This is a genomic window from Primorskyibacter flagellatus (assembly GCF_900176485.1).
GTDB lineage: Bacteria > Pseudomonadota > Alphaproteobacteria > Rhodobacterales > Rhodobacteraceae > Primorskyibacter > Primorskyibacter flagellatus.
This window is the reverse complement of the sequence record NZ_FWYD01000005.1, coordinates 159,374-181,318: the sequence shown is the minus strand read 5'-3', so window position 1 is coordinate 181,318 and position 21,945 is coordinate 159,374. Positions and strand designations below refer to the sequence as shown.

Annotated in this window: 19 protein-coding genes; 7 read left to right on the top strand and 12 right to left on the bottom strand. The window is 57.3% G+C overall.

The features are described from left to right. Positions 1-16: 16 nt before the first annotated feature. The 3 genes from B8991_RS10170 to B8991_RS10160 are packed head-to-tail and all read left to right on the top strand — an operon-like array spanning position 17 to position 4,101. The gene (locus B8991_RS10170; protein WP_084352912.1) at positions 17-976 is read left to right on the top strand and encodes a glycosyltransferase family 2 protein; all 960 of its coding nucleotides are present in this window, start codon (positions 17-19) and stop codon (positions 974-976) included. Continuing rightward, positions 973-2,667, top strand: coding sequence for a DUF5927 domain-containing protein (locus tag B8991_RS10165; protein ID WP_084352880.1), 1,695 nt, complete (start codon positions 973-975; stop codon positions 2,665-2,667). The genes B8991_RS10170 and B8991_RS10165 overlap by 4 nt, the downstream gene beginning before the upstream one ends. Positions 2,668-2,670: 3 nt before the next feature. Further along, the gene (locus B8991_RS10160; protein ID WP_084352879.1) at positions 2,671-4,101 is read left to right on the top strand and encodes a sulfotransferase family 2 domain-containing protein; all 1,431 of its coding nucleotides are present in this window, start codon (positions 2,671-2,673) and stop codon (positions 4,099-4,101) included. 72 nt (positions 4,102-4,173) lie between these two features. Here B8991_RS10160 and B8991_RS10155 read toward each other — a convergent pair whose 3' ends face one another. From B8991_RS10155 to B8991_RS10130, 6 genes are all read right to left on the bottom strand, one after another. Next, the gene (locus tag B8991_RS10155) at positions 4,174-4,638 is read right to left on the bottom strand and encodes a PTS sugar transporter subunit IIA (protein ID WP_084352878.1); all 465 of its coding nucleotides are present in this window, start codon (positions 4,636-4,638) and stop codon (positions 4,174-4,176) included. A 60-nt stretch (positions 4,639-4,698) separates the two neighbouring features. Then, positions 4,699-5,262, bottom strand: coding sequence for a ribosome hibernation-promoting factor, HPF/YfiA family (gene hpf / locus B8991_RS10150; protein ID WP_084352877.1), 564 nt, complete (start codon positions 5,260-5,262; stop codon positions 4,699-4,701). A 264-nt stretch (positions 5,263-5,526) separates the two neighbouring features. Further along, positions 5,527-6,285 carry an LPS export ABC transporter ATP-binding protein gene (gene lptB / locus B8991_RS10145; protein WP_084352876.1) on the bottom strand — a complete coding sequence of 253 codons (759 nt, stop codon included), beginning with the start codon at positions 6,283-6,285 and terminating at the stop codon, positions 5,527-5,529. After that, positions 6,285-6,770 (bottom strand): LptA/OstA family protein, encoded by a 486-nt coding sequence (locus B8991_RS10140; protein ID WP_084352875.1) that lies wholly within the window; start codon positions 6,768-6,770, stop codon positions 6,285-6,287. Before B8991_RS10140 ends, lptB begins: the two co-directional genes overlap by 1 nt. A gap of 13 nt (positions 6,771-6,783) precedes the next feature. Further along, complete coding sequence (lptC, locus tag B8991_RS10135) at positions 6,784-7,389, bottom strand: LPS export ABC transporter periplasmic protein LptC (RefSeq protein ID WP_084352874.1); 606 nt, start codon at positions 7,387-7,389, stop codon at positions 6,784-6,786. Between the two features lie 11 nt (positions 7,390-7,400). After that, positions 7,401-8,012 carry a ribonuclease D gene (locus tag B8991_RS10130; RefSeq protein ID WP_084352873.1) on the bottom strand — a complete coding sequence of 204 codons (612 nt, stop codon included), beginning with the start codon at positions 8,010-8,012 and terminating at the stop codon, positions 7,401-7,403. A gap of 1,020 nt (positions 8,013-9,032) precedes the next feature. Between B8991_RS10130 and B8991_RS10125 the strand changes: the two genes are divergently transcribed. After that, positions 9,033-9,608 carry a sugar transferase gene (locus tag B8991_RS10125; RefSeq protein WP_412780704.1) on the top strand — a complete coding sequence of 192 codons (576 nt, stop codon included), beginning with the start codon at positions 9,033-9,035 and terminating at the stop codon, positions 9,606-9,608. Positions 9,609-9,666: 58 nt separating this feature from the next. Here B8991_RS10125 and B8991_RS10120 read toward each other — a convergent pair whose 3' ends face one another. Beyond that, a complete protein-coding gene (locus tag B8991_RS10120) occupies positions 9,667-10,218 on the bottom strand; it encodes an NADPH-dependent FMN reductase (protein ID WP_084352871.1) in 552 nt (183 codons plus the stop codon). 129 nt (positions 10,219-10,347) lie between these two features. On the opposite strand from B8991_RS10120, the gene B8991_RS10115 reads away from it, so the two are divergent. Next, positions 10,348-12,006, top strand: a complete 1,659-nt coding sequence (locus B8991_RS10115; protein WP_084352870.1) for a thiamine pyrophosphate-binding protein — start codon at positions 10,348-10,350, stop codon at positions 12,004-12,006. Between the two features lie 29 nt (positions 12,007-12,035). Here the strand turns inward: B8991_RS10115 and B8991_RS10110 are convergent, their stop codons facing one another. The 4 genes from B8991_RS10110 to B8991_RS10095 form a co-directional block, all read right to left on the bottom strand. Next, positions 12,036-12,467 (bottom strand): universal stress protein, encoded by a 432-nt coding sequence (locus tag B8991_RS10110; protein ID WP_084352869.1) that lies wholly within the window; start codon positions 12,465-12,467, stop codon positions 12,036-12,038. Continuing rightward, positions 12,464-15,076, bottom strand: a complete 2,613-nt coding sequence (locus tag B8991_RS10105; RefSeq protein WP_084352868.1) for a TRAP transporter permease — start codon at positions 15,074-15,076, stop codon at positions 12,464-12,466. Before B8991_RS10105 ends, B8991_RS10110 begins: the two co-directional genes overlap by 4 nt. 78 nt (positions 15,077-15,154) lie before the next feature. Then, positions 15,155-16,120: a TAXI family TRAP transporter solute-binding subunit gene (locus B8991_RS10100; protein WP_084352867.1), complete on the bottom strand. Its 966-nt coding sequence runs from the start codon at positions 16,118-16,120 to the stop codon at positions 15,155-15,157. Continuing rightward, complete coding sequence (locus B8991_RS10095) at positions 16,113-16,775, bottom strand: hypothetical protein (protein WP_143514548.1); 663 nt, start codon at positions 16,773-16,775, stop codon at positions 16,113-16,115. Before B8991_RS10095 ends, B8991_RS10100 begins: the two co-directional genes overlap by 8 nt. A 420-nt stretch (positions 16,776-17,195) precedes the next feature. Between B8991_RS10095 and ade the strand changes: the two genes are divergently transcribed. Together ade and B8991_RS10085 are read left to right on the top strand one after the other, a co-directional pair. After that, a complete protein-coding gene (gene ade, locus B8991_RS10090; RefSeq protein WP_084352865.1) occupies positions 17,196-18,893 on the top strand; it encodes an adenine deaminase in 1,698 nt (565 codons plus the stop codon). Positions 18,894-19,017: 124 nt separating this feature from the next. Continuing rightward, positions 19,018-20,688, top strand: a complete 1,671-nt coding sequence (locus tag B8991_RS10085) for a calcium-binding protein (protein ID WP_084352864.1) — start codon at positions 19,018-19,020, stop codon at positions 20,686-20,688. A gap of 65 nt (positions 20,689-20,753) precedes the next feature. On the opposite strand, the gene rlmN is transcribed toward B8991_RS10085, so the two are convergent. Then, positions 20,754-21,935 (bottom strand): dual-specificity RNA methyltransferase RlmN, encoded by a 1,182-nt coding sequence (gene rlmN, locus B8991_RS10080; protein ID WP_084352863.1) that lies wholly within the window; start codon positions 21,933-21,935, stop codon positions 20,754-20,756. Positions 21,936-21,945: the final 10 nt, after the last annotated feature.

Below are 21,945 nucleotides of genomic sequence, written 5' to 3'. Positions count from 1 at the left end.
GCGCAAACAATTTCAGATGCGCGCGCGCCGCAAAAGCCTTGGCTTGACGATTGCAGCGGACCGAACCCGAGCGATCCGGGACAGCGATATGCTCTTGGTCTCAACGATGCGCAATGAACTGGTCCGGCTGCCGTATTTTCTGGAATATTATCGAGATCTTGGCGTTCGCCACTTCCTGATCGTCGACAATGACAGCAGTGATGGCACGCGCGAGTATTTGCAGGATCAGCCCGACATCTCTCTTTGGACCACGAAAGACAGCTACAGGGCCGCCCGGTTTGGCGTTGATTGGACGAATTGGTTGCTGCGCAGATATGCCCATGGTCATTGGGCATTGGTGGTGGATCCGGATGAATTCTTCGTCTTCCCGTTCTGCGATACCCGACCGATCCAGGCGCTGACCGATTGGCTGGACAGCTCCTCGGTGCGGTCTTTTGGCGCGATGCTTCTGGACATGTACCCCAAAGGACCGCTGAAAACACACCCCTACACTGCCGGGCAGAACCCGCTGGAAATCGCGCCGTGGTTTGATGCCGGGAACTACACCATTCAACGTAACCCCGACTTTTGGAACCTATGGATCCAGGGTGGGCCGCGTGCGCGTGTGTTCTTTGCGGACAAGCCGAAACAGGCACCAGCGCTTAACAAGGTGCCGTTGGTCAAATGGGACCGACGTTACGCCTATGTCAGTTCCACCCATATGCTGTTACCGCGCGGGTTGAATATCGTGTACGATAAAAGTGGTGGTGAAAAAGCCAGCGGCATCCTGATGCATATGAAGTTCCTCAACACCTTCGCTGCCAAAGCCGAAGAAGAGCTGAGCCGAGGACAGCATTCCGCCAAGTCAAAGGAATATATCGCCTATGCTGATCGGCTGCGGCATAATCCAGACATTTGGTGCGAATTCTCGGAGAAGTACATTAACTGGAGACAGTTGGAAGTGTTGGGTCTCATGTCGAAAGGGAACTGGGCATGACTGTCGGCATCATCATGCTTGTGCACACCGCGTTCGATCGGGCCGAACAAGTGGCGCGCCACTGGGCTCGGGCGGGCTGTCCCGTGGTGATTCATGTCGATAAAGCGCTGCCGCTCGCTCGGTATGAAAAATTCGCTGCGGCCCTGTCTGACGTCGCAACGCTGAAATTCGCGCCGCGCCACCGTTGCGAATGGGGCACATGGGGTCTTGTTTCTGCCGTTCAGGATGCCAGCGAGATCATGCTGTCCTCTTTCAAGGAAATTCGGCACGTCTATCTGACCTCCGGTGCGTGCCTGCCGTTGCGCCCCGTCGAAGACCTGATCTCTTATCTGGCAGAGCGACCTCAGACCGATTTCATCGAAAGCGCGAATGTCGCGACGGTGCTTTGGCCGGTTGGCGGGCTGGACGAGGAACGCTTTACCTTAAGGTTCCCGTTTTCGTGGAAAAGGCATCGCTATCTGTTCGATAAGTATGTCGATCTTCAGCGCCGTATCGGGTTCAAGCGAAACATACCCGACGGAATCGTGCCGCATATGGGAAGCCAGTGGTGGTGCCTGACGCGACAGACACTATCAGCCATTCTGCAAGATCCCAAACGGCCCGTGTTCGACAAGTATTTCAAACGGGTCTGGATACCGGACGAGAGTTACTTTCAAACACTTGCGCGCCGTTATTCCGTTGCGCTGGAAAGCCGCTCTTTGACACTGTCCAAGTTTGATTTTCCGGGCAGACCTCACATCTTTTACGACGACCATTTGCGGCTTCTGCGGCGGTCGGACTGTTTCGTTGCACGCAAGATCTGGCCGCGCGCGAATAAACTCTACGATGCATTCCTGGCCGCGCCCGGCAACGACATGAACAGAACCGAGCCGGATCTTGGCAAGGTTGATCGCATCTTTGCCAAAGCGGTGCAGCGGCGGACCCGCGGACGTTCCGGCCTATATATGCAAAGCCGTTTTCCGCGGAGTGGTTACGCCAGCGGCACCGCTGCAAAATATTCTGTTTTTCATGGGTTTTCCGACCTGTTCGAAGATTTTTCAGACTGGATGAACCGGACAACCGGAACCCGTTTGCACGGCCACCTGTTTGCACGAGATCGCGTTGAATTTGCGGGTGGGAAAACCATCGTGGCTGGCGGCCTGTCTGATAGCGCCGCATTGCGCGATGCCAATTGTGCCGCCTTTTTGACCAATCTGCTGTGGAACACGCGCGGCGAACGGCAATGTTTCCTGTTTGGACCGACCGACGATCAACGGATTCGCGAAACCATCGCTTTCGATCGCAACGCGCAAGTGTCCGTCATCAGCGGCGCATGGGCCATTCCGCTGTTCAAATCGAATGTTGATTTCGCCGACATCCGCAAAGATGCGACCAAGCTACAGCAGGTCGAAGCCGAACATCTTGCGATCTTACGCAGCCCGGAGGCCAAAGCGCGGGTCAGGATTTGGACCTTGGCAGAGTTCATTGCTGCGCCAATTGGCTTATTGCAAACCATCATCGATGAGATGAGTCAGAAACCATCGCAACGGCTGGCAGAAGCGCCCCGGATGGCCGACCTGACCGGATTTGGTCAATTCCTTCAAAACTTGAAAAATCAGGGTGTCCAGCCCAAGTTGACAGGCAACTTTCCGGTAAATCCTGAACCGATGAATGCACAATCTTTGCCTCAAAAACCGTATCTGGTACGATAGAGGATGGCCGCGCAATTCGACTATTTCGTGGTGTTTGCAGAGATGCGCACCGGGTCCAACTTTCTCGAGGCAAACCTTAACCAATTCGACGGCCTCACCTGTCATGGCGAAGCCTTCAACCCCAGTTTCATCGGCTATCCGAATTCGGAAGACATTCTAGATGTCACCCTTGCTCAACGCGACCGTGACCCCGGCCACCTGATTGAGGTGATCCGCGACAAAACCAAGGGGATTGGCGGGTTTCGCTTCTTCCACGATCATCATCCCGGCGCGCTTGATCTGATCCTGAACGATCCACGATGTGCAAAGATTGTTCTGACACGCAACCCGATCGAAAGCTACACAAGCTGGAAGATCGCCAAAGCCACCGGCCAGTGGAAGCTGACCAATGTCGAGAAACGAAAAGACAGTCCTGCCTGGTTTGATGCCGAAGAATTCAAAGAATACCTGACCCGCTTGCAAGCATTTCAGGTTCGCCTGCTTAAGGCGCTGCAAACGACGGGCCAGACCGCCTTTTACGTCGCGTTTGAGGATTTGCAGGACATTGCGGTGATGAACGGGCTGGCAGCGTGGCTGGGCGTGGCTGACCGTCTTGAAGGGTTGGACAAAAAGCTGAAGCGTCAGAACCCCGAACCGCTTGCCGACAAGGTTGCGAATTTCCCGGAGATGGAAGCTGCCTTGGCCAACCTGGATCGCTTCAACCTGACGCGTACGCCGAATTTCGAACCGCGGCGCGGCCCGCAGGTTCCCCGTTATGTCGCCGCGCCAGCCAGCGCGCTGCTTTACCTGCCGATCCGGTCGGGCCCGGAAGAAGTGGTACTGGAATGGCTGGCATCGCTGGATGGCGCTGGCAGGAACGCGTTACAGACTCGGTTCTCGCAAAATAGCCTGCGCAAATGGATGAAGGCAAAGCCCGGCCATCGCAGCTTTGCCGTGATCCGGCATCCGCTATTGCGCGCCCATACCGCGTTCTGCACGAAAATCCTGGCCCGCGGACCGGGCAATTTTGCGAAAATTCGGCAGGCCCTGCAACGTGTCCACGGATTAGACCTGCCGGATGATCCGTCAGATTCGCGCTACGACGCCAACGCTCACCAGACCGCGTTTGCTGCGTTTCTGAAATTCTTGAAGGCCAACCTGAATGGTCAGACCGCTATTCGTGTGGATGCCCATTGGGCCAGTCAGGCGCAATGTCTACAAGACATGAGCACTTTTGCCCTCCCTGACATGATTGTACGAGAGGAGGAAATGTCCGTTTATCTTCCTGCCCTTGCTATGCAGGTCGGCCACCATGCGCCACCCGACACCGAAGACGCCAGCCCGGATGAGCCTTTCACCCTGCAAGAGATCTACAGCACCCAGCTAGAGGCACTGGCACGCGACGCTTACTACCGTGATTATTTGATCTTTGGCTTCAGCGATTGGAGCCCCTGAGAACCATCGTCAGAAACGGCGCGCCCCAGCTAAGGAGCCGCCGCGCAAGGTTTCAGTTATGTCTCTGGGCAGCTACGCGATAGCGACCGACTCGCCTTCGGTCAGGATCGTGTACAGCGTCGCAGCATCCGGATTGGCCCGCAGTTTTGCGCAAACTGACGCCTCCCGCAACGTCCGCGAAACCAACGCCAAGGCCTTGAGATGTTCAACGCCGGCATCCTCGGGCGCGAATAATCCAAAAACTACATCGACCGGTTGTCGGTCGACGGATTCGAAGTTGATCGGCTTGTCCAACAGGATAAAGACGCCGACCACGTCAGACAGTTCCGGAATGCGTGCATGCGGCAGCGCAACGCCTTGCCCCACACCCGTTGGGCCAAGGCTTTCACGCTCCATCAGCGCCTCGACCGCCGCGGGGGCGCTGATGCCGTAAGCAGCCTCTGCCAGGTCAGCCAGATCATGCATCAATCGTTTCTTGCTGGAAGCTGCGCCAATAACCTTGACCGCCTCCGGTTTCAAAAGCTTGAGAAAGTTCATTACATGCCTGTCTTACCGGCGCTTTGACACAGCCTGCTGGCGTGCTGCCGAAGTGGTCGATTACGGGTCGATCCAGCCGATATTGCCGTCTTCACGGCGGTATACGACGTTCACCCCGTCCTTCTTTTCGTTTCGGAACACAAGGACCGGCGCACCGGCAAGCTCCATCTGCATGACCGCCTCACCCACGGTCAGAGAGGGTATCTTGGTTTCCATCTCTGCCACGATGATCGGTTGCAACGTGTCTGTTTCCGACTCTTCCGACTCAGAATCGCTGGCGAGGATATACGAGGCCGCCCCGAAAAGTTCAACGGGTACCGAACGGTCCTTGTGATGGTCTTTCAAACGGCGCTTGTACCGCCGGAGCTGTTTCTCCATCTTCTCGGCGCAATCATCAAAAGCCGAATATATTTCAGTGGCATAGGCCTTGGCAGTCGCGGTCAGCCCGGTCGACAGATGCACCGTCGCCTCGCAGACAAATTCATGGGCGCTCTTGGAAAAAACGACATTCGCGTCGGTTGGGCGTTCTGCATATTTCTGAACAACCGAGTTCAGTTCGTTCTTTACATGCGTTTGCAGGGCTTCGCCGACATCGATATGTTTGCCTGTGATCTGGTAGAGCATCCTGAGATCCTTCTTATCTGACACTTCGGACATGAGACGCATGGGGGAGGTCCATAATACGTCAGGTCCAAAGCGGGGAAAAACATCACTGAAAAGAGCATTGGCTTTCCTCCGGAGAAACCGAGATGCAGAGCATGATGGTCTTTCTCAGTGTTGTCATGGTCCTATTTGAGGCGAGACGCAGGTCAACTGTCAATCGAATCCGGCCCGGATCCGTGCAAATTTAGTAGAAAAATTGCCCTTGAAGTTGGACGATCGGCGACGTCATGAGATTTTGAAATTATCGCCAAGGTAGACGCGCCGCACGTTTTCGTTCTGAACAACCTCTTCCGGCGTTCCCGACATCAACACCGTGCCATCATGCAGAATGTAGGCGCGATCGACGATTTCCAGCGTTTCGCGGACGTTGTGATCGGTGATCAGCACGCCGATGCCGCGTTTTTTCAGGTCGGCAACAAGATGGCGGATCTCATTGACGGAAATCGGGTCGACGCCAGCAAACGGTTCGTCCAGCAGCAGATATTTGGGATCGGCGGCCAGGCAGCGGGCAATCTCGACCCGGCGACGCTCGCCCCCTGACAGGGCCAATGCTGGCGCACGGCGCAAATGCTCAATGGAGAACTCGCTCAGCAATTCCTCCAAGCGTTCGCGCTGCTTGTGGTGGTCCGATTGGCTGATGTCAAGAATGGCCGCAATGTTGTCCTCGACCGAGAGGCCTCGAAAAATCGACATTTCCTGTGGAAGATAGCCGATGCCATATTTTGCACGGCGGTACATTGGAAGGTAGGTTGCGTCGCGCCCGTCGATCGTGACTTGCCCACCTTCCGGACTGACCAGACCTGCGATGGCATAAAATGTCGTGGTCTTGCCAGACCCGTTGGGCCCAAGCAGGCCCACAACCTCGCCGCGCCGTAAATTCAGGCTGACATCGCGGATCACCACGCGCTTGCGATAACTTTTCCGCAAGTGTTCAACACGCAATCCGTTTCCGCCCTCGGTCACTTTCAGTTCCGGGGGCGTCATTACTGATCGCCGTTTTGCAGAATGGTCTTCACCCGACCGCTCATCTGCGCAGTGCCCGCGTCCAGATCGACGCGCATACGCTCTGACGTCACGGCACTTGGGCCTTGCGTCAGCAGAACGTTTCCAGCCATGTCGATGGTTCCGCCGTCAATATCATAATCGGCGCGCTCGGCCTCGGCCGCATCCTCTCCACTGACAAGGGTCACGCCGCCGGTCGCTTCAAGTCGTTCGATCTTGCTGTTGTCTTCCGCGAAGACCACCAGAACCCGCGGTGCCGCGAGCCGCATGTCGCCCTGACCAATGACAACATTGCCTGTATACAGGGCGGTGCCATCCGATTGATTGACCGACAGATTATCGGCTGTGACCTCAACCGGGCCCGAACTGTCCCGAGACGCGCCAAACGCGACATTGGCCCCCTGCGCGTAAACCGGCAACGGCAGGATAAGAGCGAGCGCCAAAAGCGCGGGACGGATCGGCAACATGGGTCAATTCTTTCTAGTTTTGCGGATCGTATACCAGTTTTACGCCATCGGTGAACAGCAAACGAACGTCCTCGCCGTTTTCGATCGTCTCTATGCGCATCCGCCCGGCATTGAGTGTCCCAGCCGGACCCGTCGCTTCGACCGGCCCGGCGCTTTCCGCCTCGATCCGACTGAGTGAGGCGGAAAGCTCTTGCGTTGTCATAACATAGCCGGTTGAGCTTTCGATCAACACCTCACCGGACAATATTGCCGTGTCGTCAAGATCGCTGAACGTGGCGCTGTGGGCGTTCAGCATGATCTGACTTTCGTCCTTCATCTTCATGCGCGCGATCACAGAGGACGCAAAGGCGCGGCCCGCCTCTTCCGGGTCGGGGCGCGCGCTTTCGGCGGTGATGGTCAACAAGGCACCGCTGCTGGTCGCGCCCGAGAAATAAGGTGCCGTCACCTGCTGCGATGACGCACGGTCGGCCATCTCAGCATTACTGAACGGCAGGTCCGCGCCTGGGTCGATTTCTGTCGACAGCAAGAACACCGTCGACAACAAACCCAACGCGATAAGCGGCAAGAGGATCTTCAACCAAGCGATGACGCGTGAATATGTGCCGCTTGACCGCGCCATTCCAAGGCCGATCAGTGCGAGAAGATGTCGATTTCGGGCCAGCCGGCAAGGTCCAGCTTCGCCCGCATCGGCAGGAAGTCATAACATGCCTGCGCCATTTCACTGCGCCCTTCGCGTGCAAGCATCATGTCCAACGCCTCGCGCAGACGGTGCAGATACAAGACGTCGGAAGCCGCATAGTCGATCTGCGCGCGGCTCAATTCATCAGCGCCCCAATCGCTCGATTGCTGTTGTTTGGAAATGTCGATGTTCAGCAGTTCTTGCAACAGGTTCTTGAGCCCATGTCGGTCCGTATAGGTACGCACCAGTTTGGATGCGATCTTGGTGCAGTAGACCGGTGCCGTCAGCGCGCCAAACGCATTGTATAATGCAGCGATGTCAAACCGGCCAAAATGGAACAGCTTCAGGACCTCTGGATCCTCCAGCATCCGGCACAGGTTCGGCGCTGCGCTTTGACCCTTGGCGATCTGTACCAAATGCGCGTTGCCGTCGCCGTCCGACAGTTGTACGACACACAGCCTGTCACGATGCGGATGCAGGCCCATCGTCTCGCAATCAATTGCAACAACAGGCCCGAGCTGCAAGTCATCAGGCAGATCGCCCTGATACAGAGTATTGGCCACGACTTCGCTCCTGCTTCATAATCCGGTTGATGCGAAATAGTCCTTCGCTATGCCGCTTGCAACCGCGGTGTAGGATCAAAAACTGACGCCATTACACGTCAGATTGTCGCCTAATCGCGTCAGCGCCGTCGTGAAGTAGCAGCAGAGATTCGGAAAATTGGTCACGAAGCCGATCAACTTGACACATTTTCTGTAACATATCGTAAGATTTGTAGTGTCTCGCTGCATCTCTGGTTTTTCCCGGCCGCGTCCCTACTCGCCTTTTTGTAGAGTTCTTTTTGTCCATTTACCGTCAGCATGACGTGATCGTTACCACATGCGTCGTACCTACTCTCGGGACCTCCATGGCTCTGTTTTCGTCAGAGCTTTGGTAGCTAAGCGTCCACTTTACCCAAAAAATCAAAGGAAAGCGTTAGAAAACTAGACTGTTTATCCTCCTTTGGAAAAAACGGCGATTTCGCACTTGATCGGGCATTCGGAAATCCGGCTTGAAAACGAACGAAATCGTGACGCAAACCTACCGGATTTCCCCTTCAAGAAAGTGCGCCGTGCACCTAACTAATCCGTCCGGCAGTGGACGCTTCGGCAGTGAGTTTCAACCAAGAGATGTGTGATCGCTCGCCTGTTGACGGAAACAATCGTGGTCGCCATAAGTCCATCAGATGAACGAATTTAATGAGAAATTTTCTTAGTTCGTCTGAATGCACTTGGGGGCTGGTGTGTGTCGTTTGGAGTGAGGGTAAGTTTTGTAAGACCCATTGATGCCAAGATCGTCCAACATGTCGTTATACGGCGTCTTGTTGGTTCATTGTATCGCATGTTGCGATGCAATGATGTCGCTCTTGGTGGGTTCTACGGATGATTTGTTACCCATAGTTGTGTGCCTTCTGAGAGGACTTTTTTGTGACCGTGCATATGAGAAATATGTTGCCGAACGCTGAACCTGAAGTGTTCATTGATCGGCCAATCGTGATCCGTTCTGCGCGCCGACCGTTTTATGAAACTTCCGGCAAACGCTTTTTGGACATCGTTCTGGCAATTATTGCCATCCTGCCACTGCTGGCGATCATGGTGATCCTTGTGCCCTTGATCCTGCTGGATGGCGGAAGCCCGATCTATTTTCAAAAACGCATCGGCCGGAACGGCAAGACCTTCCGGATGTGGAAGCTGCGGAGCATGGTGCCGAACGCGGATCGCGCATTGTCCGCCTTTTTGGCCGAGAACCCCTCAGCCCGCGCCGAATGGGATCATAGTCAAAAGCTGGTCCATGATCCGCGCATCACTTTTGTTGGGCGCTTTATCCGCAAGACCTCCTTGGACGAGCTACCCCAGCTTTGGAACGTCCTGAAGGGCGACATGTCTTTGGTTGGTCCGCGGCCTATGATGCTGTGCCAGCGTCGCCTTTATCCTGGAACGGCCTATTACGCACTGCGTCCGGGTATCACCGGGTTCTGGCAAATTTCTGCTCGGAACAAATCGAGCTTTGCTGACCGCGCCTCCTTTGACGCGGACTACCTGAACGACCTTTCGCTGCGCACCGACCTGAAGGTCATGCTGCGCACAGTAGGTGTGGTCCTGCGCGGTACTGGCTGCTGAGCTCTACCATCCGAGCCAACAAAGAGGGTCGCTATTTCGCGGCCCTTTTTGTTTCCGGTTAAGGTTTGCGGCGCAACGCTTCGGACCGCAACTCTTTCATCAATTCCTTTAATACCTTTTGATACAGCTCGTTTGGCAATTCACCATCTTCGGTGAATTCCCTTGTCGGGCCGGCAAGGTGCATCTCCGGACCAGGCAACACATGCGGCCGGAATGGGTTCAGGCACAGACGCAGCACCCATTGAGACCTTTCGCCCCCTGCCCGACCGGCCGCAGAGGACATCACAGCAACCGGCTTGTCCCTCCAGGGGTTGCCTTCCGTGCGGCTGACCCAATCAAGAGCATTCTTCAAAACGCCTGATATCGCCTTGTTATACTCTGGAGTAGAGATCACCACAGCGTCCGCAAAGGCGATCTGATCCGCCAAAAGTTGCACCTCGGGTGGAATACCCGGTCCATCCTGAATGTCCTGATCAAAAAGCGGCAGATGTAGATCGGCCAGCATGAATTGCGCTGTCCCGAAATGGCGCGCAGCCTGATGGACAAGTTTTGTATTGGTCGATGCGGCACGCAAAGAGCCGGATATTCCCAGCAGGGCAAGTTCGGTCATATAAGTCCTCTGAACAGGTTGTCATCCGAACGTAGCTGGGGCGCGGCCCAGTGCAAGACCCTTGTCGGCTTGCACTCGCCGGATCAGTGTCCCAAGGTTTGCCAAACCTTATCAAACTCGGAGCGGCAGATGAAACGGCACGGCGGTCAAATCCTCACGGATCAGCTTGTAAAACTCGGTGTCGAGCGGGTGTTCTCTGTGCCAGGCGAAAGTTTTCTTGCCGCGCTCGACGGGCTTCATGACAGTGGTATCCAGAACGTCGTGTGCCGACACGAGGGCGGCGCCTCAATGATGGCTGAGGCGCATGGCAAGCTGACTGGTCGACCCGGTGTCGCTTTCGTGACGCGCGGGCCGGGGGCTACGAACGCCAGCGCCGGCATACATGTCGCGCGACAGGACAGCACACCGATGGTGTTGTTTGTCGGCCAGATCGCCCGCGGACACCGTGACCGAGAGGCGTTCCAGGAAGTCGATTATCGCGCCATGTTCGGATCACTGGCGAAATGGGTCGCGGAAATCGACGAGACCGCCCGCATCCCTGAGTATGTCGCGCGAGCGTTCCGTGTTGCGAACTCCGGAAGGCCCGGTCCCGTTGTGCTGGCGCTGCCAGAGGATATGCTGTCAGCCAGCGCAGAGGTGCCGGATTTCTCCGGCACGGGTGCCGCCATCGGCCGACCGGCGCACGAAGACGTACAGGCGCTGCTGGACAAGCTGCATCGCGCCGAGCGGCCTTTGGTCGTCGCAGGCGGTCCCGGCTGGAGCGCGTCCGCGGCATTGAATCTCGCGCGGTTTGCTGAAACGCAGAATATCCCGGTCGCTGTCAGTTTCCGCAGGCAGGGGCATCTTGACAATCGTCATGCCTTTTATGTCGGCGATCTGGGCGTCGGTGCAAACCCCAAGCTGTCACAGCGGGTGCGCGACTCGGACTGTTTATTGCTACTTGGTACGCGGTTCGGTGATATTGAAACGGCCGGCTATACCCTGCCCGACCCCGCCGACACGAACAAATCGCTTTTGCATGTGCTGCCTGATCCGGATGAGATCGGTGCCGTTTATGGCGTGGAAGCGTCGTTGGCCTGCGCCGCCCCTGCTGCCCTTGAGGTGCTGGCAGAACTGCCCGGCAATCAGGGCTGGCCCGAATGGACCGCCTCTGCCCGCGCCGATTATGAGGCATGGCGCGAACCTCAGGAAACCCCCGGCGCAGTGAAACTGGAACAAGTGCTGCGCTGGATGTCCGACACGCTGCCCGATGATGCGATCATCACCAACGGAGCCGGTAACTATGCGGCATTCATCCACCGCTATTACCAGTTCCGCCAATATGACGCGCAGCTGGCGCCAACATCCGGCTCTATGGGATATGGCTTTCCGGCGGCGATCGCGGCCAAATTGCAGCACCCGGACCGGGTGGTGGTATGTCTGGCGGGCGACGGCTGCTTCCAGATGACATTGAACGAGATGTCGACAGCACGGCAGCACGGCGCTGCGGTGATCACGATTGTGGTCAATAACGGGCGGTACGGGACAATCCGGATGCATCAGGAAAAGACCTATCCCGGTCGTGTTTCCGGGACAGAGATGGCCAATCCAGACTTCGCGGCGCTGGCGCGCGCCTATGGCGGGCATGGCGAGCGCGTGGAGACCACTGAAGCCTTTGGAGAAGCATTTGCGCGCGCGCGCGCATCGGGCCTGCCATCTGTGATCGAGGTGGTCACTGATCCGGAGATGCTGTCAACGACGATGACAGTCAGCCAATTCCGGGCATTGGGCGAGAAGGCAAAAGGCTGACGCCCCCGCCTTCTCATGAAATTTGCGCTTTACCGGACCACATAGACCGAGGATTTTGCAAATCGAACGACGCGCGCCGCATTTGGTCCCAAAAGGTAATCCTTGAGGTCCGGTTTATGCGCGCCCAGCACGATCAGTTCGGGCGTTGTCTCTCGGGCGACTTTGAGGATTTCCTCGTAGGCTTTGCCGGTCGACACGATGTGGCGCACGTTTTTTGCATTTTCCGCGCCCAGAATATTTTCAACGAACTTGTGCAGCTCCTGACTGACGTGCTTCACCGCTTTTTCGTGATGATGCGCCTCGAAGAAGCCAGCAACCATGCTGCTGCCGAAATCAGGCACCACGGTCACCACATCCAATGACGCGCCATCCAGAACCGCCAGCTGCGCCGCGCGCTCTAGAACCTGCACCTCCTGTCCGGTTTCGTTGATGTCCACCGCGCACAAAACAGATTTACTCATGCGATAGCTCCTTCGGTTTCGCGACCACTACGCGCATGTTGCAAATAGGCAATCAAACCCAGCAAGAGAAGTGTCGGAATGAAGATAAGCTCTTTCGGCCATTGGTCGGCGGGCACCCGAACGCGGGTGATTTCCACAGGATTATCACCGTAGAAATCGAAACTGCCAAGCACATCAAAGAAAGGCGACGTCGGGAACGGCTCTTCCATCACGGTGCGCCCCTCCTCATCCTGGACCAGGACAATGCCCTTGCCGTCCAGACGTTCGGCACCTGTGCCCTCGCTTTCGATATTAAGAACCAAGGTTGTCTCCGACGCTTCTCCGGACAGGAAGTCCGGTCCGAAGACCCGGATCCGGGCGACATCGCCGACTTCGGCCTCGTCCAGAACCTGTTCAAGCTGCGCCGCGTCGAAATCCGCGTAGGGCGGCTGGAACCTGTCCAGCACAATTCCCGGCCGGAACAGAACGAAGGCAATCAGCACCAGTGCGACGCTTTCCCAGATCCGCGACTTGGTGAGGAACCAGCCCATCGTACCCGCCGTGAAAACAAGTATGGCGATGGTCGCGACAATGAAGATGATGATGCCCTGCACCCATCCTACGTCGATCAGCAGAAGATCGGTGTTGAAGATGAACATGAAGGGCAGCGCCACGGTCCGCAGGCTGTAGAAGAAGGCGATGAACCCTGTGCGGATCGCATCCCCGCCAGACACCGCAGCAGCGGCAAAGCTGGCAAGCCCCACGGGCGGCGTCACATCCGCCATGATGCCGAAGTAGAACACGAAGAGGTGCACCGCGATAAGCGGAACGATCAGCCCCGACTGTGCCCCCAACTCCACCACAACTCCCGCCATCAGCGAACTGACGACGATGTAGTTGGCGGTCGTCGGCAGGCCCATCCCAAGGATGAGGCTGAGGATACCCACCATAACCAGCATCAGGATCAGGTTCCCGCCCGACAGGAATTCGACCAGATCGGCCATGACCTGACCCACACCGGTCAACGTCACCGTGCCGACGATCACGCCCGCGGTGGCGGTTGCCAGACCGATGCCGATCATGTTGCGCGCGCCGTCGATCATTCCGCTGATAAGATCCAGAACACCCAGCTTGAAGGCGTTGAATACTTCGCTTTCGCCGCGGAACATCGCTTTCAGCGGTCGCTGCGTCAGCAAGATGCCAAACAACAGGAAGGATGCCCAGAATGCGGACAGACCCGGCGATTTCTGCTCGATCATCAGGAAATAGACCAGCACGATGATCGGCAGCAGGTAATAGAGGCCGGATTTGTAGATTTCGCCCACCACCGGCAGGGTCACGTCTTCGGAATTGGGGTCGTCAGGTTCCAGATCCGGAACCTGTGCGGCAAGGTACAACAACACCAGATAGGCTGCAAAGGTCAGTGCTGCCAGAACCCATGCCGCGCCCTCGGGCATCATGGATGTCACAAGGGCAACCGGATATTTCGTGCCGTAGCACAGCGCCGCGAAACCCACGAAGAACGCCGCCATGCCGCCGACGGTCTTGCCCATGCTGACAACGCGATCGCCCAGCGTCGGCATGTTCAGCTTTACCGCTTCAAGATGCACGATATAGACCAGCGCGATGTAGGAAATCACCGCAGGCAGAAAGGCATGCGTGATGACCTCGACATAGGAAATGCCGACATATTCAACCATCAGGAAGGCCGCGGCCCCCATAACAGGCGGCATGATCTGACCGTTGACCGAAGAGGCAACCTCGACCGCGCCAGCCTTTTCAGACGAAAAGCCCACGCGCTTCATCAGCGGAATGGTGAATGTCCCCGTGGTGACCACGTTGGCAATGGAAGAACCCGAAATGAGGCCTGTCGCGGCAGAGCCGACAACGGCAGCTTTTGCAGGGCCCCCGCGCAGATGGCCCAGCGCGCCGAAAGCCATCTTGATGAAGTAGTTGCCCGCACCCGCCTTGTCCAACAGCGCGCCGAACAACACGAAGAGAAAGACGAATTTCGTCGAAACCCCCAGCGCGATCCCGAACACGCCTTCCGAGGTGATCCACATATGGCTCATCGCCTTTTGAAGCGAGGCACCTTTCCAGCGGATGACTTCCGGGACGGCGGCGGAAGCGCCGAAGAAAACGTAGAGCAGAAAGATCGTGGCGATGATCGCCATGGCCGGGCCAAGCGCGCGACGCGCACCCTCGAACAGGATAATCAGACCGGCCAGCGCGAACCACTTGTCGGTGTCGTCAGCCAGGCCACCGGACGAGACGATCTTTTCATAGAAGAAATAACCATAAAGCGCGAGGAACGCGCCGAAGAGGCCCATGGCCCAGTCCTGAATCGGAATATAGTGTCTTGGGCTGGATTTCAGTGCCGGATAGGCCATGAACGCCAGGAAGACTGCGAATGCCAGATGGATTTGACGCGAATTGTTGATGATATCGCCCGGAAGCAGAAGGTTTGACACTGGTGATGCCAGGAGAACCTGGAAAAGAGACCAGACCAACGCCACAACAGCCATGAACAGTGCAACGCTGCCTTGCGGACTGCGCGCGCCGGAATCTGACGATGTAACGAGATCCTGTAGCTCTTCTTCGGACAAAGCCCGGTTCTTGGTATCGGCCATCCGTCAGCCTCCTATTGGCGAAAAATATACTCTAAACGAATTCGGGGGGCGCAATCGCCCCCCGATATGGTCAGCCAATCATTCGATCAGGCCAGCCTCAGTGTAGTATTTCTCGGCACCCGGATGCAGCGGCGCGGAAAGACCGTCATTTGCCATCTCTTCCTTGGTGAGATTGGCGAAAGCCGGGTGCAGCTGCTTGAAGTCGTCAAAGTTCTCGAAGACCGCAGATGTCAGAGCATAGACCGCATCCTCGGACACATCAGCCGAAGACACCAAGGTGGCACCAACACCGAAGGTTGTGACGTCCTCATCCGATCCACGGTACATACCACCCGGGATCGTCGCGACGCGGTAGAACGGATAATCCGCGACCAGTTTATCAACGGTTTCGCCAGTTACGTTAACCAGGACGGAATCGCACGCTGTGGTGGCTTCCTGAATGGACCCGGAAGGGTGACCGACCGTGTAGACCATCGCGTCAATCTGGTTGTCGCAAAGTGCTGCGGACTGTTCTGCCGCTTTCAACTCTGTCGCCAAAGCGAAGTCTCCAGCGCTCCAACCCATTGCTTCCAACAGAACTTCCATCGTGGCGCGCTGGCCGGAACCGGGGTTACCGATATTCACGCGCTTGCCCTTGAGGTCCTCGAAAGAGGAGATGCCTGCATCGGCGCGCGCCACAACTGTGAACGGCTCTGGGTGAATCGAGAATACCGAGCGCAGACCTTCAAACGGTTCGCCGTCGAACTGCTCGACACCTTCATAGGCATTATACTGGATGTCCGACTGTGCGACGCCGAATTCAAGCTCGCCCGCGCGGATTGTGTTGACGTTGTAAACCGAACCACCCGTCGACTCTACAGAGCAACGGATGCCATGATCCTTGCGGCCCTTGTTGACCAGACGGCAGATTGCACCTCCGGTCGGGTAATAGACACCGGTCACGCCGCCGGTCCCGATGGTGATGAAATCCTGCGCCATCGCAGCAGGTGCCATCGCGACCCCCGCGACCATGACAGCAGCGCCCAGTCCCAATTTGTTAAACATAGATATACTCCTTTACGTTGGTTCCAGTTTCTTGATCAGATCGACCGAACTCTTGCAGGGTCCGGTTTTGCACTTCGATGTTTCGCGCACTCGCCAAGACATCACGGTTCATGTTGTCGTTCGACATAGTGAACATCGTCCCCTCGAACGCCAGGTTCGCGACGCATATGTGGAGGTCGTTTGGCATAACTATCCGAACGATGACCGCATGGATTGCAAAGGTCAACGCCAGAGATGCACTGTGATCCGTCGAGATGACGGCTACGGCCTCCCGGCGGTGATCCGGTATTTCAGCAAAAGCCACGCATTCGGCGAAAGAGGTTTTTGTCGCTTGCACCAGAACATTTTGCTTCTGAAAACGCCGCGCAAGCGGGCGACCAACCGCGCGCGGCCGTTCGGAAATTCGTGATGCGTGCTGGGCCGATCTGCGGCGCGGCGCGTTCTGTCGCGTCTCGCGACCCCGGCAAACCTGCTTCTTGGGCACCCGGAAAGAAGGCGACGCCATTAGAGTGCCGAACGTCGACAGCGGGCGCACGGAATTGTTGCCCACCCCGAACCGGCGGCGGTCGATACCCTCTGCATGCCTATGTCCAATGACAAAGCTCGCAGTGCATTTTAAAGTTCTTCTGCGAGTCCAACCTGTGCTTTCAGGCATGTCTTTTTTTCTCCCCCCAGACGAAATCTACGCACCCGGCTCGTCACCTGTCAACAATTAGGCCCATGCTATTTCTGCGTAAGTATGCGGGCATCCGACCCTTGATTCGTCCCCATGCCTCCGCAAGATCACCACCCGTCTTTGTCGAAAACGCTCTGGGCAGACGGGTGCCTCGGCCAGCTTTCGACTTGTTTCGACACCGTTTTCCGAAAGTTGTCGAAGACGCAGGCAACATTGACCCCGAATTGCCAGCGCGCCCATGCACCGCGCGATGAACGACGCACCCAATGTGCGATGTGTTATGCATCGGGCCCGTGCAACTGAATTTTCGTCGCACAACGGCGTAATTTGGTTGCAGGCGGCCACTGGACCTTTATGCGACTTTCCGCTCTGCTGGGGGCGACGCAACAGGAGGCCCACATGCCAGAACTGGAAACCCGCATTGCCGCAGGACGTGGCGATCAGCCCGCAGATACCGTGTTGCGTGGCGGCAGGATTCTGGACCTCATCACAGGCGAATTGCTGGACGGCGACGTGGCCATTCTTGGCGACACCATCGTCGGCACCTGTGACAATTACGAGGGCCGCGAGGTGATTGACGTCAGTGGGCTGATACTGGTGCCAGGCTTCATTGACACGCATCTGCATATTGAATCGTCCTGCATCACGCCCTTTGAATTTGATCGTTGTGTTGCGCCGCGCGGTGTGACCACCGCCATCTGTGATCCGCATGAGATCGCCAATGTCGTGGGCACCGATGGCATCCGCTATTTCCAGCAGGCCAGCGAACACACGGTCATGGATATCAAGGTTCAGCTGTCCTCTTGCGTGCCCTCCACGCATATGGAAACCGCCGGTGCTGAAATCCTGGCCGAGGATCTGGCCGGGCTGATGGGCCTCCCGTCGGGCATCGGGCTGGCCGAATTCATGAACTATCCTGGCGTCATTCACCGCGACCCGCAGGCGATGGCCAAGCTGCGCCTGTTCGAAGGTGGCCATGTGGACGGGCACTGTCCGCAACTCTCGGGGCGCGACCTCAACGCCTATATCGCTGCGGGGATCGGCACTGAACACGAGGCGACCACGGCCGAAGAGGCCCGCGAAAAGTTGCAAAAAGGCATGCGCGTGCTGATCCGCGAAGGGTCTGTTTCCAAGGATCTGCACGCGTTGCAGCCAGTGCTTACGGAGCGGACAGCGCCCTACATGTGCCTGTGTACAGACGACCGCAATCCGCTGGACATCGCTGAATATGGCCATCTTGATTACATGATCCGCACGCTGATCGCGCTTGGCACGCCGCCGCTCGCGGCCTATCGCGCTGCTTCGCTTTCAGCGGCAGAGGCGTTCGGCCTGAAGGATCGCGGGCTGATCGCCCCCGGCAAGCGTGCCGATATCGTGGCGCTGGACAGCCTGGAGCAGTGCAACGCCCAGTTGGTGTTTTGCGGCGGGGTGCGCGTCGGCACCGCCGCTTTTGACGCACGAGGTCATGTCGAACCCGTCGGCCGCGCCTCTGTCACTGCGCCAAAGCTGACAGAGGCAAGTTTCCGCAGCACCGGAAACCGCGAAGCAACCGATGTGATCGGCATTGTCGAAGGCAAGATCATCACCCAGCATCTGACCGAAGACATTGCCATCGTCGATGGTGACAAGGCCCCCGATACCACCCGCGACCTGATCCGCATTGCGGTGGTCGAACGGCACGGAAAAAACGGCAATATCGCCACCGGCTTTGTCCGTGGATTCGGGCTTCAGAAAGGGGCAATTGCCTCGACCGTCTGCCACGATCATCACAATATCGCCTGTGTCGGCGCGGATTATGCCGACATGGCGGTGGCGGCGAACCGGCTGGCAGAGATCGAAGGCGGGTTTGTTGTCGTCTGCGATGGGAATATCCTGGCAGAACTCGCCCTGCCCGTCGCGGGGCTGATGAGTCTTGCACCATTCGAAGAGGTCCGCGACCGGCTGACGGACCTGCGCGCAGCGGCCAAAGAGCTTGGTGTCGTGCTGGAAGAACCCTTCCTGCAACTGGCCTTCCTTGCCCTGCCCGTCATCCCGGCACTGAAAATCACCGATCGCGGTATGGTCGATGTGACGAAGTTCGAAATCATTCCGGGCTGACCCACGAAATGACGGAAAGCCGAACCTTCTGTCAAAAATAAACCACAATCATTATTGAAGTTGTGACGCAATTCGCGTCAGGGCATATTCCACCACGACAAACATTCTTTAACGAGGCATTAATATGACGGTAACGGTCAGCGTTTCATCCAGCAATCTCGACTACTTCGACGATTTCGACCTCAGTGCGCTGGGGGCGCTGTCTTTCGACGACTCTTTGGCGTCGTTCGATCCGGTATTCGGCGATGACCCTGACGTCTCGCTATCGTCAAACAGGCTGTCGTTCAGTGATAATGGCTATGCGATGAACATCCTTGGTCGCGGCTTTGCACCGACCTCATCGATCGAGGCGCTGAGCCGCGCGTTTGAAGATGGAACCGTCCGGGGGACAGTCTCGGGATTGACCTTCACGGATCACGGGACCGAAGTTCTGGGCATCAGCCTTACACCGTCGTCCTTACAGGTCCGGTATGACGACATCAGACTGGACATCAAAGGGGCGCTGCCGACCAGCCTGCCAGACATACTTGAAACCATGTTTGCGATCATTTCACTGTCGGATTCAGAGTACCTGACCGATGCGGAAATCGCCGAACAGACCGCGGTGCTTGCCGCCTATCAGGTCACCAGCCTGTCACTTTCGCAATCCGGCACCGAACTGATTTCGGCAAGCTTCAGCCGGAATACAGTGAGCGTTAGAATCGACGATTTCACACTGTCGGTCAACGGACGGTTCCCAACCGATCTGGGAAGTGCAGTGCCGATGCTTAGCTTGTTTGGCGACGACGTAAGCGGGGACTCGAGCGCATTGAGCGGCCTTCGGATCGACAACGTGATCCTGCGTGCGCCTGACAATACCGAAATCCTCCGCGCGACCGGCGACTTCATTTCTGACCTCGACGACCCAAATGCGGACGAAATCTATCTGGTTGACGGGTTTGTCTTTGATCATATGGAAATCGACGTGCCGCTTGGGGCGCAGATCAGCAACTATATGCAATCTGACTATGGCAGAGCCTATATCGCCGGTCTTGCCGGAGACGACACCATCGTCGGCAGGGATGGCACGGAAACTCTGAACGGCAACAAGGGCGACGACGTCCTGACGTCGACGGGCCCGTCCACAACGCTTCTGGGTGGCCTCGGCAATGACCGCCTGAACGGATCACGCTTTGCCGACATCATGCTGGGCGGCGACGGCGAGGATACGATCATAGGCGGGGATGGCAACGACTCGATCATGGGCGGTGACACAAGCGGAGACCGGCGTGACGATGTGTTTGCGGGCCGTGGCAATGACCATATCGACGGCGGATATGGCAATGACAGATTGCATGGCGACGATGGCAACGACACCATTATTGGCGGCTTCGGCGCAGATACGCTCCATGGCGGCAACGGCGATGATGTCCTGAGCGGGTCGGATTGGGGTGACAAGATCATCGGCGGCGACGGCGATGATTTCATCAATGGCGGCTTTGGTCACGATCGGCTGCACGGCGGCACTGGTGCCGACCTGTTTTTCCATGCCGGGATCAAACTTCACAACACGGATTGGGTGAAGGACTACAACGCCGCGCAGGGTGACGTTTTGCTCAGCGGCATCCGCGGATCTTCAGCCTCGGATTACGTTGTGAATTTCGCGATCACGCCAGGGGCGGACGATCCCAATGTCGCCGAAGCCTTCATCGGATACAAACCCACGGGGCAAAAACTCTGGGCATTGGTTGATGGCGGCGATCAGACCGAGATCAACATACAGATCGCCGGCCAGATCTACGACCTGCTGGCCTAAATCTGAGCGGACCATATGGCGCGGCTTGGGAACCCCTCCGGAACCGCGCCACGCTTGAATTGAATTTACAGACCGGTTTCCTTCGCGATCTGCGCGCGGGACTTGCGGGCCCGCTCTGTCGCGGATTTCAACTGGCCACAGGCGGCCATAATGTCCTCGCCCCGGGGGGTTCGGATTGGCGAGGCATATCCGGCCTTGTAGATAATATCCGCAAACGCGTGAATGCGGTTGTTTGACGACCGTTCATATGGCGCGCCCGGCCATTCGTTGAACGGGATCAGGTTGATCTTGGCGGGGATGCCCTCGATCAGCTTGATCAGCCGATGCGCGTCCTCGTCACTGTCATTCACCCCTTTCAGCATCACATATTCAAACGTTATCCGTTCAGAGTTCGAAAGACGCGGGTATTCACGCAGCGTGTTCAAAAGCGTCTCGATATTCCAGCGCTTGTTGATCGGCACCAGCTTGTCGCGCACCTCGTCCGTGGTGGCGTGAAAGCTGACGGCCAGCAGACATCCGATCTCTTCCGCCGTCTTGGCAATCTCGGGAACGACTCCGCTGGTTGACAGCGTGATGCGGCGGCGCGACAGCGAGATCCCCTCGGGGTCCATCGCAATCTTCATCCCGTCGCGGACGTTCTCAAAGTTATATAGCGGCTCTCCCATCCCCATCAGAACGATATTGGACAGAAGGCGGGGGCCAGCGTCGTTAGCACCGACACCGGGTTTCGGCCATTCGTCCAGGTCGTCTCGCGCCAACATGATCTGCCCGACAATCTCTGCTGCGGTCAGGTTGCGGACCAGCTTTTGCGTGCCGGTGTGACAGAACGAACAGGTCAGCGTGCACCCGACCTGAGAGGAAATGCACAGCGTCCCGCGATCCGTCTCGGGGATATAGACCACCTCGACCTCATGTCCGCCCGCGATCCGCACCAGATATTTGCGCGTGCCGTCATTCGACACCTGCCGTGTCACCACCTCTGGCAGTGAAATCACGAAGGTCCGGGCCAGCATCGCGCGGTAATCCTTGGACAGGTTGGTCATCTGGTCGAAATCGCGCACGCCCCAATGATAAAGCCATTGCCAGATCTGACCGGCGCGCATCTTGGCTTGCTTCTCCGGTGTGCCCGCCTCGATCAGCGCGGCGCGCAGCCCGTCCCGCGTCAACCCGACAAGATTCACCGGCCCTTCCGGCATCTTGCGTGGAATGGTGGCAACGTCTTGCGTGATCGGCGCGCTGGCGGGCATGGTCTACGTC

Coding starts and splice junctions, on each gene's coding strand:
- lptC (WP_084352874.1), bottom strand. CDS start 7,389: ATGGCGCGGTCAAGCGGCACATATTCACGCGTCATCGCTTGGTTGAAG.
- lptB (WP_084352876.1), bottom strand. CDS start 6,285: ATGACGCCCCCGGAACTGAAAGTGACCGAGGGCGGAAACGGATTGCGT.
- B8991_RS10095 (WP_143514548.1), bottom strand. CDS start 16,775: ATGCCTGAAAGCACAGGTTGGACTCGCAGAAGAACTTTAAAATGCACT.
- B8991_RS10115 (WP_084352870.1), top strand. CDS start 10,348: ATGAAACGGCACGGCGGTCAAATCCTCACGGATCAGCTTGTAAAACTC.
- B8991_RS10085 (WP_084352864.1), top strand. CDS start 19,018: ATGACGGTAACGGTCAGCGTTTCATCCAGCAATCTCGACTACTTCGAC.
- B8991_RS10170 (WP_084352912.1), top strand. CDS start 17: ATGCGCGCGCGCCGCAAAAGCCTTGGCTTGACGATTGCAGCGGACCGA.
- B8991_RS10110 (WP_084352869.1), bottom strand. CDS start 12,467: ATGAGTAAATCTGTTTTGTGCGCGGTGGACATCAACGAAACCGGACAG.
- B8991_RS10120 (WP_084352871.1), bottom strand. CDS start 10,218: ATGACCGAACTTGCCCTGCTGGGAATATCCGGCTCTTTGCGTGCCGCA.
- B8991_RS10165 (WP_084352880.1), top strand. CDS start 973: ATGACTGTCGGCATCATCATGCTTGTGCACACCGCGTTCGATCGGGCC.
- B8991_RS10140 (WP_084352875.1), bottom strand. CDS start 6,770: ATGTTGCCGATCCGTCCCGCGCTTTTGGCGCTCGCTCTTATCCTGCCG.
- ade (WP_084352865.1), top strand. CDS start 17,196: ATGCCAGAACTGGAAACCCGCATTGCCGCAGGACGTGGCGATCAGCCC.
- B8991_RS10155 (WP_084352878.1), bottom strand. CDS start 4,638: ATGAACTTTCTCAAGCTTTTGAAACCGGAGGCGGTCAAGGTTATTGGC.
- hpf (WP_084352877.1), bottom strand. CDS start 5,262: ATGCTCTACCAGATCACAGGCAAACATATCGATGTCGGCGAAGCCCTG.
- B8991_RS10160 (WP_084352879.1), top strand. CDS start 2,671: ATGGCCGCGCAATTCGACTATTTCGTGGTGTTTGCAGAGATGCGCACC.
- rlmN (WP_084352863.1), bottom strand. CDS start 21,935: ATGCCCGCCAGCGCGCCGATCACGCAAGACGTTGCCACCATTCCACGC.
- B8991_RS10100 (WP_084352867.1), bottom strand. CDS start 16,120: ATGTTTAACAAATTGGGACTGGGCGCTGCTGTCATGGTCGCGGGGGTC.
- B8991_RS10105 (WP_084352868.1), bottom strand. CDS start 15,076: ATGGCCGATACCAAGAACCGGGCTTTGTCCGAAGAAGAGCTACAGGAT.